This is a genomic window from Rahnella sp. EDr1-12, assembly GCF_049206505.1.
GTDB lineage: Bacteria > Pseudomonadota > Gammaproteobacteria > Enterobacterales > Enterobacteriaceae > Rahnella > Rahnella rivi.
On record NZ_JBLZNY010000007.1, the window covers coordinates 31,574 to 43,042 of the forward strand.

The 11,469-nt window shown below is 54.8% G+C and carries 13 protein-coding genes; 9 read left to right on the forward strand and 4 right to left on the reverse strand.

Annotation, left to right across the window (positions count from 1 at the left end):
- Nucleotides 1-95 precede the first annotated feature (95 nt).
- Nucleotides 96-1,544 carry a PLP-dependent aminotransferase family protein gene (locus ACO0U8_RS20925; protein ID WP_421671562.1) on the forward strand — a complete coding sequence of 483 codons (1,449 nt, stop codon included), beginning with the start codon at nucleotides 96-98 and terminating at the stop codon, nucleotides 1,542-1,544.
- Nucleotides 1,545-1,676: 132 nt separating this feature from the next.
- On the opposite strand, the gene ACO0U8_RS20930 is transcribed toward ACO0U8_RS20925, so the two are convergent.
- Nucleotides 1,677-1,982, reverse strand: coding sequence for a DUF883 family protein (locus ACO0U8_RS20930; RefSeq protein ID WP_056781972.1), 306 nt, complete (start codon nucleotides 1,980-1,982; stop codon nucleotides 1,677-1,679).
- Between the two features lie 303 nt (nucleotides 1,983-2,285).
- Here ACO0U8_RS20930 and ACO0U8_RS20935 point away from each other — a divergent pair, with 303 nt between their 5' ends.
- Both ACO0U8_RS20935 and ACO0U8_RS20940 read left to right on the forward strand, forming a co-directional pair.
- Nucleotides 2,286-3,470: an MFS transporter gene (locus ACO0U8_RS20935; protein WP_421671563.1), complete on the forward strand. Its 1,185-nt coding sequence runs from the start codon at nucleotides 2,286-2,288 to the stop codon at nucleotides 3,468-3,470.
- A gap of 114 nt (nucleotides 3,471-3,584) precedes the next feature.
- A complete protein-coding gene (locus ACO0U8_RS20940; protein WP_056781967.1) occupies nucleotides 3,585-3,920 on the forward strand; it encodes a DUF2002 family protein in 336 nt (111 codons plus the stop codon).
- A gap of 54 nt (nucleotides 3,921-3,974) precedes the next feature.
- Here the strand turns inward: ACO0U8_RS20940 and ACO0U8_RS20945 are convergent, their stop codons facing one another.
- On the reverse strand, nucleotides 3,975-4,415 hold the full coding sequence (locus ACO0U8_RS20945) for a DUF1198 domain-containing protein (RefSeq protein WP_056781965.1): 441 nt from the start codon (nucleotides 4,413-4,415) through the stop codon (nucleotides 3,975-3,977).
- Nucleotides 4,416-4,614: 199 nt separating this feature from the next.
- On the opposite strand from ACO0U8_RS20945, the gene ACO0U8_RS20950 reads away from it, so the two are divergent.
- Complete coding sequence (locus ACO0U8_RS20950; RefSeq protein ID WP_056781963.1) at nucleotides 4,615-5,145, forward strand: class IV adenylate cyclase; 531 nt, start codon at nucleotides 4,615-4,617, stop codon at nucleotides 5,143-5,145.
- 65 nt (nucleotides 5,146-5,210) lie between these two features.
- On the opposite strand, the gene ygfZ is transcribed toward ACO0U8_RS20950, so the two are convergent.
- Nucleotides 5,211-6,203 carry a tRNA-modifying protein YgfZ gene (gene ygfZ / locus ACO0U8_RS20955; protein WP_217203864.1) on the reverse strand — a complete coding sequence of 331 codons (993 nt, stop codon included), beginning with the start codon at nucleotides 6,201-6,203 and terminating at the stop codon, nucleotides 5,211-5,213.
- A 266-nt stretch (nucleotides 6,204-6,469) separates the two neighbouring features.
- Here ygfZ and sdhE point away from each other — a divergent pair, with 266 nt between their 5' ends.
- On the forward strand, nucleotides 6,470-6,736 hold the full coding sequence (gene sdhE / locus ACO0U8_RS20960; protein WP_056782048.1) for an FAD assembly factor SdhE: 267 nt from the start codon (nucleotides 6,470-6,472) through the stop codon (nucleotides 6,734-6,736).
- On the forward strand, nucleotides 6,717-7,169 hold the full coding sequence (locus ACO0U8_RS20965; protein ID WP_217203863.1) for a protein YgfX: 453 nt from the start codon (nucleotides 6,717-6,719) through the stop codon (nucleotides 7,167-7,169). The genes sdhE and ACO0U8_RS20965 overlap by 20 nt, the downstream gene beginning before the upstream one ends.
- Nucleotides 7,170-7,200: 31 nt before the next feature.
- Here the strand turns inward: ACO0U8_RS20965 and fldB are convergent, their stop codons facing one another.
- Nucleotides 7,201-7,719, reverse strand: a complete 519-nt coding sequence (fldB, locus tag ACO0U8_RS20970) for a flavodoxin FldB (protein WP_056781956.1) — start codon at nucleotides 7,717-7,719, stop codon at nucleotides 7,201-7,203.
- A 201-nt stretch (nucleotides 7,720-7,920) separates the two neighbouring features.
- On the opposite strand from fldB, the gene xerD reads away from it, so the two are divergent.
- From xerD to recJ, 3 genes are read left to right on the forward strand one after another with little or no spacing between them, the layout of a single operon-like run.
- Complete coding sequence (xerD, locus tag ACO0U8_RS20975; protein ID WP_122097051.1) at nucleotides 7,921-8,880, forward strand: site-specific tyrosine recombinase XerD; 960 nt, start codon at nucleotides 7,921-7,923, stop codon at nucleotides 8,878-8,880.
- 24 nt (nucleotides 8,881-8,904) lie between these two features.
- Nucleotides 8,905-9,624 carry a bifunctional protein-disulfide isomerase/oxidoreductase DsbC gene (dsbC, locus tag ACO0U8_RS20980; protein WP_056781954.1) on the forward strand — a complete coding sequence of 240 codons (720 nt, stop codon included), beginning with the start codon at nucleotides 8,905-8,907 and terminating at the stop codon, nucleotides 9,622-9,624.
- A gap of 6 nt (nucleotides 9,625-9,630) precedes the next feature.
- Nucleotides 9,631-11,364, forward strand: coding sequence for a single-stranded-DNA-specific exonuclease RecJ (gene recJ / locus ACO0U8_RS20985; protein WP_421671564.1), 1,734 nt, complete (start codon nucleotides 9,631-9,633; stop codon nucleotides 11,362-11,364).
- Nucleotides 11,365-11,469: the final 105 nt, after the last annotated feature.

The window sequence follows — 11,469 nt, forward strand, 5'->3', positions numbered from 1 at the left end:
AACAGTGACGCACGGCGCGTCTCAATGAACGCCACTTTACGCTGTACATGGTCTACACTACAGGGCCATAAAATGTCTATTTAAGCAGGTCATGAATGAGCCGTTTCAGCCTTGCCTTTCAGCTCGATCCCCGACACAAAGAACCGCTTTACCGGCAGATTTATCAGCGGGTAAAACAGGCGATCATGACAGGGCAACTTAAACGCGACAGCCGCGTGCCGTCGGTGCGGGCGCTGGCCAGTGAACTCGGCGTGGCGCGCGCCACCGTTGAAAATGCCTATGGCCTGCTGACGGCAGAAGGGTTTCTGCAAAGTCGCGGACAGGCCGGAACGGTGGTCAGCGCGCCGCAGAGCTTATCCGCCCCCGCGTCCTCGCCGGTGAGAAAAAACGCCGTGCCCAAACCCATTAACCCGATGCTGCCATCCGTGTCTTCGCTGCCTTTTCAGCTCGGCCTTCCGGCGCTGGATGCGTTTCCCCGTGCAATCTGGTCGCGCATTGTTTCAAGGCAAATCCGTCACACCAGCATGAACGATTTAGGCCATCCGCCGCTGGCCGGTACCGACGGTTTACGCCATTCCATTGCCCGTTATTTGCAGCTTTCCCGGGGTTTCACCTGCCGTCCGGAACAGATTTTTATTTGCGCCGGATATGCACCCCTGTTGGATCTGGTCATCGGCAGCCTGTTACAGCCGGGCGATGGCGTATGGCTGGAGGATCCGGGGTATCCGGTGACGCAGGCATTTTTCCGCGCAGCCGGGGCGGTGCCGATGGCGGTGAATGTCGATGAGGAAGGCATGTATGTGCCGCAGGCGGTGGCGCAGCACCCCCATGCGCGTTTCGCCGTGGTGACACCCGCGCATCAAAGCCCGACCGGCGTGACCATGAGTTTAGCGCGGCGCATGGCGCTGCTCGACTGGGCGGCGAAACAGCAGGCGTGGATTATCGAAGATGACTACGACAGTGAGTTCCGTTATCACGGCCAGCCGCTGCCGTCGCTGAAAAGCCTGGATACGCAGGGGCGTGTGATTTACGCGGGGACGTTCAGCAAAGTGATGTTCCCGGCGCTGCGCTGCGGTTATCTGGTGGTGCCTGAAAGTCTGGTGGAAAAGATCGAGGCGTATTGCCCGCTGCGCATTTGCGGCACGCCGCCGCTGATACAAAACAGCATTGCGGAATTTATCGAACAGGGACATTTTTACCGGCACCTGAAACGGATGCGTCAGCTGTATGCAGAGCGGCGCGGCTTTCTGGAACAGGCCCTGACGGCAACGTTTTCGCCGGACATCCTGCGGGTAAATCAGCAGGCCGGGGGGATCCAGCTTTGCGCCACACTCAGCCCGCATCTGGATGATGCGGCAATCGCCCGCGCAGCACGGGAGCAGGGGCTGGCAATACAGGCGTTGTCCGACTGGCAGGTGTTACGCCGCGAACGGGGCGATGCCCTTCGGCCAAACGGGTTACTGATGGGGTTTCCAAACATCTGTTCAGCGGAGCAGGCGAAGCAGTGGGTTACGCGGCTGGCAGTGGCCTTTGCAGGTGCCTGAAAATAGAAAACGGAGCCCGGAGGCTCCGTCGTCTTTTTAGCAATCGCGCAGCAATGAGGGAAGCCGCGCTGGTGTCTGTGTTTCAACCATCCCGACACAGGAGTGAGACACCTTAAATTGCCCTTTCAGTGACTAGCGACGTCCTAACAGGACACCGATCACAATACCGACTGCTGCACCGGCACCGACGCCATACCACGGATTATCTTTCACATAATCATTGGCCTGAGCGGCAGCATCACGGGCATGCTTGCTGATTTTATCGCCGTTAAAGCGTGCACGTGTATCACGTAAAACGCCCTGGGCTTTGCTGCGTAGCTTATCCAACTCATCCTTGGATTTGTTCCCGGCAGACTGAAGAACTTCATCCAGCGTGTCAGCCAGTAAGGTCACATCCTGATCAATGCTTTTTTCTACTTTATCTGTTTTCTTAAACATTCGGCCTCTCCTTGTTGAACGATTTTTTTCAGTTTTTTACTGTGTTTAAAACTGATACTTAAAGCATAGACCAAAATCCTGCATCAGCGGGTTCCACGAGAACAAATGCCTGTATTTGCAGGGGTGAACAGGCCATGAGGCTGGTCGGAAAAGTCAGGCGTGGCGGGGACTTGCGTGACGCGGATCAGATTTTTCTGCAAGTGACGATGACGTTACAGCCAATAACATTTTTACCCCCGTTCAGCCGCGAAAACCTGTTTATACTGTTGATCCCAGTCTCAGTATTCACATCCGGTTTTGCTCATGTCTTTAAGTACGCTTCGCGCCAATCTTCAGCTTAATAAACGCATTTTGTCGTTTATGTTATTCACCTTTGTGGTCTATCTGACGATTGGCCTGCCGCTGGCCGTATTGCCGGGGTTTGTACACAACACGCTCGGTTATAACTCGGTTCTGGCCGGGCTGATTATCAGCGTTCAGTATTTCTCCACCCTGATAAGCCGCCCGCATGCCGGACGTTATGCCGATCAGCTCGGCCCAAAACGGGTGGTCATTTTTGGCCTGATTTGCTGCGGGCTCAGCGGCGTTTTCTACATGCTGGCATTTATGTTTGCGCACGTTCCGCTGGCCAGCCTGCTGCTGCTCTGCGTCGCCCGTATTTTCCTCGGCGTCGGAGAAAGCTTCGGCAGCACCGGCACCACCCTGTGGGGGATCGGCGCGGTCGGCCCGATGCACACCGCGCGGGTGATTTCCTGGAACGGCGTTGCCACCTACGGCGCAATGGCCGTCGGCGCACCGCTGGGCGTGATGCTCAATCACGGCTTTGGGCTGCCTGGCGTGGCGGTGCTGATTGTTGTTGCCGTGGTGATTGCCGCTCTGGTCGCCTGTCGCAAAGCGGCGATTTCAGTCACCGCCGGTAAACGGATCGCGTTCAGATCGGTGATCGGACGGATCGGGTTGTACGGTCTGGGTCTGGGCTTTGGCACCATCGGTTTCGGGGTGATCGCCACCTTTATCACGCTCTATTATGCCGATAAGGGCTGGAGCGGGGCGGCGTTTACACTCACTTTATTCAGCCTCGGTTTCGTCGGCGTGCGGCTGGTGTTCGGCAATATGATCAACCGGTTCGGCGGTTTGCGCGTGTCGCTGGTGTCGTTTGTTGTCGAAATCGCAGGCTTGCTGATGATTTGGCTGGGAACCGATCCTGTCACGGTGCAGCTGGGGGCATTTCTTACCGGCTCCGGCTTCTCGCTGATTTTCCCTGCTCTGGGCGTGGAAGCTGTGAAACAAGTTCCCCCGCAGAATCAGGGAACGGCGCTCGGGCTGTATTCCGCTTTTCTCGATCTCGGGCTTGGGATCACCGGGCCGGTAGCCGGACTGATGATTGCGCATCTGGGTACCCCTTCTATTTATCTGGCGGCGGCTTTTATGGTGGTGATTGCCTGGCTGCTGACCCTGAAACTCTGGCTGCAAACATCGTCCCGCTAGCTTTTTTGATGTGTTTAGATAAATCCTAAATGCGCCAAAATTGGGGATAAAGGCATTGTCTGGCAGAGTTATTGCGGTAAGGTCGCCTTGCGGTTAAAGAAGCGAGGAGCAACCATGTATTTACGGCCAGATGAAGTGGCACGCGTTTTAGAAACATCAGGATTTGAGCGCGATTATATTGATGATAAAGCATACGGTTATCGCCGTGGCGAGTTCTATGTGTATGTGAACCGGGAAGCGCGGTTTGGCCGGACTGCCCTGGTAATACACCCGGCGATGAAAGAACGCAGCGAGCGTTTTGCCGAGCCAACGGCATCTTTTCGCAGCAGCGATGCCTACAAGAATTTCCCGCTGGATGTGTCCAGCGACAACGAAACCTACTACGGCATTTGCCACGGTTTCAGTTCACGCCAGATTTTGGCGAGTTATCTGGATAACGTGTTCAGATAAGCAGTCAGTTAAATCTGATGAGAAAAAGCCGCTGACTCAGCGGCTTTTTTGCATCTAAACCAGATGGATCTGATTATAGGTTTCGTTATAGTCGCGACGAAATTGCGCCAGCTCGAAGGGTTCGATATCCAGTTCGGCGAAGTAAAACAGCGCCAGCTCGGCGTGTTCACTGCTCAGCTGCGGGGGCAGGTGCGCACGCACCAGAATATTTCGCCAGCGGACAATATTTTCAGCCGACGCATCTTTAATAAACGTATGATAGATGAACACGACGTAGGCGGCCTTGCGGATCTCTTCCGCATAGCCACCGCTTATGGAGCGGATAAACATCTGACTCTGTCGTTTGCCCATTTCCAGCAGCATAGAATCGATATAAACCGGTTTAATTTTCAACAGACTGGCGAGTGAATCATTCGCTTTACGGGTGTCTGCCGTCATGAACCAATAACCCACAATAAAAACCACAACAATTGCAGCAAGCATAATCCATATCATTCTGGACTCTGGCCTCCGGCCTTTTCTGGCGTGATGTAAAGGTGCATGCAACACCCGATGCTGCGAGTTTATCTGCTAATGGAAAGAAATACGTGAAGGTGTGACAAAGAATTTGCGCCTGCCGGGCAGAATGTCATTGTAGGGACATGAGATATTGATGAAATCAGCCCAAAAAGCATGACCTTTTAAGGAGTCAACGATGGCCAGAAACATTGAAATCAAAGCAAAGGTAGATGATTTTTCAGCGCTGTATGAAAAGCTGGCGCTGATAAGTGACGGGCTGCCGGACATTATCGATCAGGACGACACCTTTTTTATCTGCCCGCACGGACGTCTCAAATTACGCACACTGGCACCGGATCGCGGTGAACTGATTTTTTATCAGCGCCCGGATCAGGCGGGCCCGAAAACCAGTTTTTACACGCTCACAGAAACTCAGGATCCTCACGGCCTGCGTGAAACCCTGACGCTGGCCTATGGCGCGGCTGGCCGCGTGATCAAGCAACGTACGCTGTTTATGACCGGGCAAACTCGTCTGCATCTCGACCGGGTAAAAGGTCTGGGTGATTATCTCGAGTTTGAAGTGGTGCTGGCAGATGAAGAAACGCCGGAGCAGGGCATTGCGATAGCGGAAGACTTACTGGAACGGCTGGGGATTGATCGTCAGGAACTGGTGGATCAGGCGTATGTTGATCTGCTCAAACACAAAGGGCAGCATCACACCGGCTGACCCGGCACCGCATGCTGTTTGACCGCCTTCATGTCGAAGATGAAGGCGGTTAAGAAGTGATGACTTTATTTCTTTTCTTCCAGCGAATACGGCAGCGGCTGAATGGCCAGGTGGCTGGTCACATCTTCACGGACACGCAGTTTTGCATCGGCTTCCAGATCGTTATTCAGCACGGCCTGAACCCAGACGGTGCCGTCGTTAAGCTGTACCGCTGCCAACACCGTGCCGGTACGACGCCAGTTTTCACCGAGTTGCATTTCGAGATCGTCTGCAGGAGCGGGCACTTTGCTGGCCTTGCCTGACAACCAGAACAGCGCACGTTTGTTGGCACCGCGGTATTTCGCGCGCGCCACCATTTCCTGACCGGCGTAGCAGCCTTTGGTAAAGCTGATGCCGTCCAGTGCCTGAATGTTAGTCGCCTGCGGAATAAACTGCACCGCGTTGGCGCTGTCAATCACCGGGAATCCCGCTTCGATATCCAGCGCCAGCCACTGTTGGCTGTCATTGCGCTGCGCCTGTTCTCCCAGTTCCTCTGCCACCTGCCGGGCTTTTTCCGGGCTGGTGATAATCAGATAACGTTCGGCGGGCAACGAAAAATGCAGCAGCGTCGTTTCATCCTGTTGCACCACCGGCTGTTCAGCGGTCGGCAGCGTTGAGAACAATCCGGTCAGCGCTGCGCTGGCCTGAAAACCTGCCACGCCCAGCAGCACCACATCGTCATCGGCGGTAAAGGTGATCTTGGAAAAGACCGCATACTTTTTGATTTCAGCTAATTGCGTATCACGCAGGTTACGGCGTTCGAGATAAGCCATACCGTCGCCGCGTTTGAACAGCCGCAGGTTACTCCACATTTTGCCTTTAGCATCGCAATGCGCGCACAGCACATGGTCATCGGCGGCCAGCGCATCGACGTCGGCGGTGACCTGACCTTGCAGATATTTCATCGTATCCGCACCGCTCAGGGTGACCATTGCCCAGTCTTCCAGCGAAATGAGGGTCAGCGGCAGGTGGGAGGACGCAGAAGGTTTTTGCGGTGGAAACGGAAATTCGTGAGTCATTTTCTTATCCCGGTCTATGAAATGTGACTGATGCCTCATGGTAAAAGAGGCCATCACCTTTTAAAACAGTTATTGGTGCCTTTTACGGGATGCCTTCCGGAGAATGTAAAACATGCGACAGGTTTGCATCAGGTTTTACGGCACATCACGTAGATTGACAAAACAAGGCACTGAAAAGTTACTTCACATGCCAAGCGGCTGTTAGAATCGAAAAAATTCCCTTTTCGTCCCTACAAAAGAGTCTCGTTATGGAAAGCAAAAACCAACTGGATATCAATAATCGATCACAGATCCACTGGGCCTGCCGTCGCGGAATGCGCGAGCTGGATATCTCTATCATGCCGTTCTTTGAGTACGAATATGACGGTCTGGATGAGACAGATAAAGCCCTGTTTGCCCGTCTCCTGACCAACGATGATCCCGATTTATTTAACTGGCTGATGAATCACGGCGCACCTCAGGACGCTGAATTACAACGCATGGTGGCTCTCATTCAGACCCGAAATAAAGACCGTGGCCCTGTGGCGATGTGATTTAAGGGTGTCCTGGCGCAGTCAGTTGATTTCACTGGCCATTTACGGCGCAGTGATGTTGCTGATTTTGCTGGCACCCTGGCCGCCAGGCTACTGGCCCGCATGGATGACGTTGCTTTTGCTGATGCTTTTTGAATGTATCCGCAGCCAGCGGCGCATCACTGCACGCACCGGGGAGGTGATTCTGCTCGATGAGCGACGCCTGATTTGGCGAGGCCAGGAATGGCAACTCAAACATCCGGTGTGGATGATAAGCCACGGCGCGTTGCTGTCTTTGCGGCGTGAAAAACGTAAAGGGGGTCTGGCGCAGGCGATGCGCAGTTCACGGCACCGTTTATGGCTGGCATCGGACAGTATGAGCGTGGAAGAGTGGCGGCGTTTACGCCAGATATTACTTAACTGCCGCCCACCGAACCCGAAAGAGCAGGGCTGAGGGCGGCGTCAGACGCGAAGTGCCGGAAGGGTTACAGCAGCGCATCCATTTCCAGCAGGATTTGCTCGCACCACTGTTGCAGGCGTTCGTCGGTGAGATCGAACTGATTCACATCATCGAGCGCCAGCCCGACAAAATGTTTACCGTCCGCACTCAGCGGTTTCGGGCTGGTGAACTCAAAACCTTCCGTCGGCCAGAAACCGATGAACTTCACGCCCATTGGCACCAGCTGGTGGTACAACATGCCGAGTGCATCGAGGAACCATTCGCTGTAACCGAGCTGATCGCCCATGCCATACATCGCCACGATTTTGCCTCGCAGTTTAAGCGTCGGCAGTTGATTCCAGACGGCCTCCCAGTCTTCCTGGATCTCACCGAAATCCCATGTCGGGATGCCGAGGATCAGGACGCTGTAGTCTTCCATTTTTTCCGGATCGACATCTTTGAGGTTGTGCAAATCAACCAGATCTTCGCCCAAAATATCGCGAATTTTCTCCGCGGCCATTTCGGTGTAACAGGTGCTGGAGCCGTAGAAAAGACCAATCTTCATACTTGTTGCCATAACGTCAAAAGAATTCGAATGGTTAGCAGTGTATACCCAAAAGCACTATTTTTGCATCAGGGCTGCCCATTCCCAGGTAACCACCGTGATGAAAGGACGGGCAGATTTGGGCGGCGTTTCCTCTTAATGAAAGGCATAATGCCATCACACGCCCATTGCGCGGCCTGTACTTGCACAAAAGGAATCAGGATGCCAAACCAGGATAATGTGACCCGTCAGGGGGATAACCCTGAGCCGTCTGATCAGGCGGTGAATCAGGCCGATCAGAACCTGATGGAACAGTTTCTTGATACGCTGTGGATTGAGCGCAATCTCGCAGAAAATACGCTGGCATCTTACCGTCAGGATCTGAAATCCCTGACCGGCTGGCTGCATCACCACAACACGGATCTGCTGCACGTCAGCGCCGAAGATTTGCAATTGTTCCTCGCCGAACGTGTCGAGGGCGGCTACAAAGCCACCAGTTCAGCGCGGCTGCTCAGCGCGATGCGACGACTGTTTCAATACATGAACCGCGAATCCGTTCGTCAGGATGATCCTACCGCGCTGCTCTCCTCACCCAAATTGCCACAGCGTCTGCCTAAAGATCTCAGCGAAGCGCAGGTGAGTACACTGCTCGCGTCGCCAAGCGTCGATGTACCGCTTGAGCTGCGTGACAAAGCCATGCTCGAGTTGTTGTATGCCACCGGTTTGCGTGTTTCCGAGCTGGTCGGGCTGACGCTCAGCGACATCAGTTTGCGTCAGGGCGTGGTGAGGGTGATCGGTAAAGGGAACAAAGAGCGGCTGGTGCCGATGGGAGAAGAAGCGGTCTACTGGCTGGAAAATTATTTGGAGCACGGAAGGCCCTGGCTGCTGAACGGGCAATCGCTCGATATCGTGTTTCCGAGTAACCGCGCGCAGAAAATGACCCGGCAGACATTCTGGCATCGCATCAAACACTATGCGATCCTTGCGGGTATTGATGCAGAGCGGTTATCCCCCCACGTGTTACGCCACGCTTTTGCCACTCATTTACTGAACCATGGCGCGGATCTGCGCGTGGTGCAAATGTTGTTAGGTCACAGTGACTTATCGACCACTCAAATTTATACGCATGTAGCGACTGAACGACTCAAACAGCTACATCAACAACATCATCCCCGCGCCTGACTGGCCGGGAAAAAGGACGAAATGATGAAAAAAGGTTTAATGCTGCTCACTTTTATTGCCGCGTGTATGAGCTCCGCGGTGCAGGCTGATGATGCAGCAATCAAAGCAACGCTGAATAAACTGGGCATGAGTCAGGCTGATATTCAGCCCACTCCGGTGACCGGCCTGAGCGCGGTTTCCACCAGCGGCGGCGTGATTTACATCACTGATGACGGAAAACACGTATTGCAGGGGCCGATGTATGACGTCAGCGGGGCTCAGCCTGTCAACGTGACCAACAAAACGCTGGTGAAAAAGCTGGATGCGTTGAAAAACGAAATGATCATCTACAAAGCTAAAAACGAAAAACACGTGATCACAGTGTTTACCGACATCACCTGCGGTTACTGCCACAAATTGCATCAGCAGATGCAAGGCTATAACGATCTGGGTATTACCGTGCGTTATCTGGCGTTCCCGCGTCAGGGGCTGGATTCTAAAACCGAGAAAGACATGCAGTCGATCTGGTGCACCGGTGACCGTAATACCACCTTTGATGCGGCAATGCGCGGTGATGACATTACTCCGGCAACCTGTAAAACCAGTGATATCGCGAAACATTATGAGCTGGGCGTGCAGTTTGGCGTGACCGGCACGCCGGCGATCGTGCTGGAAGATGGTTCTCTGATCCCGGGTTATCAGCCGCCAAAAGAACTGGCCGCCGCGCTCGACAAGCGTGCTCTTTCACATAAAACCGGTGGCTGATTTTTCGTGACCCTTAAGACTCAACTTCGCCGCCGTGAGGCCGCGACCGGCGTGGAACTTCCCGCTGAACTCTCCCCGTTATTACGCCGGTTATACCTCTCGCGTGGCGTGAAAGACAGCCAGGAACTGGAGCGCAGCGTGCGTGGCATGCTGCCTTATCAGCAACTTGATGGCATTGATGATGCGGTCAGGCTGTTGCAAAAAGCCCTGACGGAGCGGCTGCGCATTATCATCGTCGGCGATTTCGACGCCGATGGTGCCACCAGCACCGCGCTGGCGCTGCTTTCCCTGCGCAGTATGGGCTGTGGCAATCTCGATTTTCTGGTGCCAAACCGTTTCGAAGACGGTTACGGCCTCAGCCCGGAAGTGGTGGAGCAGGCTGCGGCGCGTGGTGCTGAGCTGATTCTGACCGTGGATAACGGCATCTCTTCTCATGCAGGCGTTACGCTTGCCCACGAGAAGGGCATTCAGGTGCTGGTCACCGATCACCACCTGCCGGGCGATGCCTTGCCGGATGCCGAAGCGATCATTAACCCGAATCTGCACGGATGTGCGTTTCCTTCCAAATCGCTGGCGGGTGTCGGTGTGGCGTTTTATCTGATGCTGGCGCTGCGCAGTGCGTTACGCGACAGCGGCTGGTTCGAGAAAACCGGTCTGACGCCGCCCAATCTGGCGGAACATCTGGATCTGGTGGCGCTCGGTACCGTGGCAGACGTGGTGCCGCTCGATGCCAATAACCGCATCATGGTGTATCAGGGGTTGAACCGCATCCGTGCGGGCAAATGTCGCCCCGGCATCCGCGCGTTGCTGGAAGTGGCCGGTCGTGAAGCACGCACGCTGGGGGCGAGTGATTTAGGTTTTGCTCTGGGGCCACGGCTTAACGCCGCCGGGCGTCTTGACGATATGTCAGTGGGTGTGGCGTTGCTGCTCACCGAAGATATCGGCCAGGCACGCGCGCTGGCGAGTGATTTAGATGCGCTTAACCAGACCCGTCGCGAAATAGAGCAGGGCATGCAGGTGGAAGCGCTGGCGCTGTGCGACAAACTGGAGCAGGGCACCGAGGCGCTGCCGTACGGGCTGGCGATGTACCACCCGGAATGGCATCAGGGCGTGGTCGGTATTCTGGCATCTCGCCTGAAAGAGCGTTTTAACCGCCCGGTGATTGCGTTTGCGCCGGCAGGTGAAGGTATTCTGAAAGGATCAGGCCGTTCTATTGCCGGTTTGCATATGCGTGATGCGCTGGAACGCCTTGATACCCTCAATCCGGGCCTGATGATGAAATTCGGCGGGCATGCGATGGCCGCAGGCTTATCGCTGGAAGAGAGCAAATTCGACGAGTTTCGTGACAAATTCGCCGAACTGGTCGGTGAATGGCTGGATCCTTCGCATCTGGAAGGCGTGGTGTGGTCCGACGGCGAACTGGCCGCGCAGGAACTGACGCTGGATACCGCTGAAATGCTGCGTGACGGCGGCCCCTGGGGGCAGTCATTCCCTGAACCGACGTTCGACGGCACTTTCCGAATCCTGCAACAAAAGCTTCTGAAAGAGCGTCATCTGAAACTGATGATTGAACCCCTCGGCGGCGGCCCGCTGCTTGACGGCATTGCGTTTAACATCGATCCGACCTTCTGGCCCGACAGCAGCATCCGTGAAGTGCAACTGGCATACCGGCTGGATATCAACGAATTCCGTGGAAATCGCAGCGTTCAGTTGATCATTCAACATTTGTGGCCGAAATAAGCCTTTTGCGTACGGAATAAACCCTGCAAAAAAACGGCTCGTTGCTATAAAAAGACCGCTAATTCCGTTAGAATCGGCGGTTCGAATGGCATTGGGCCAACTCCG

What these genes read in the sequence shown, in the direction of transcription:
- ACO0U8_RS20925 (WP_421671562.1), top strand. Translation starts at nt 96, where the DNA reads ATGAGCCGTTTCAGCCTTGCCTTTCAGCTCGATCCCCGACACAAAGAA.
- ACO0U8_RS20930 (WP_056781972.1), bottom strand. Translation starts at nt 1,982, where the DNA reads ATGTTTAAGAAAACAGATAAAGTAGAAAAAAGCATTGATCAGGATGTG.
- ACO0U8_RS20935 (WP_421671563.1), top strand. Translation starts at nt 2,286, where the DNA reads ATGTCTTTAAGTACGCTTCGCGCCAATCTTCAGCTTAATAAACGCATT.
- ACO0U8_RS20940 (WP_056781967.1), top strand. Translation starts at nt 3,585, where the DNA reads ATGTATTTACGGCCAGATGAAGTGGCACGCGTTTTAGAAACATCAGGA.
- ACO0U8_RS20945 (WP_056781965.1), bottom strand. Translation starts at nt 4,415, where the DNA reads ATGATATGGATTATGCTTGCTGCAATTGTTGTGGTTTTTATTGTGGGT.
- ACO0U8_RS20950 (WP_056781963.1), top strand. Translation starts at nt 4,615, where the DNA reads ATGGCCAGAAACATTGAAATCAAAGCAAAGGTAGATGATTTTTCAGCG.
- ygfZ (WP_217203864.1), bottom strand. Translation starts at nt 6,203, where the DNA reads ATGACTCACGAATTTCCGTTTCCACCGCAAAAACCTTCTGCGTCCTCC.
- fldB (WP_056781956.1), bottom strand. Translation starts at nt 7,719, where the DNA reads ATGAAGATTGGTCTTTTCTACGGCTCCAGCACCTGTTACACCGAAATG.
- xerD (WP_122097051.1), top strand. Translation starts at nt 7,921, where the DNA reads ATGCCAAACCAGGATAATGTGACCCGTCAGGGGGATAACCCTGAGCCG.
- dsbC (WP_056781954.1), top strand. Translation starts at nt 8,905, where the DNA reads ATGAAAAAAGGTTTAATGCTGCTCACTTTTATTGCCGCGTGTATGAGC.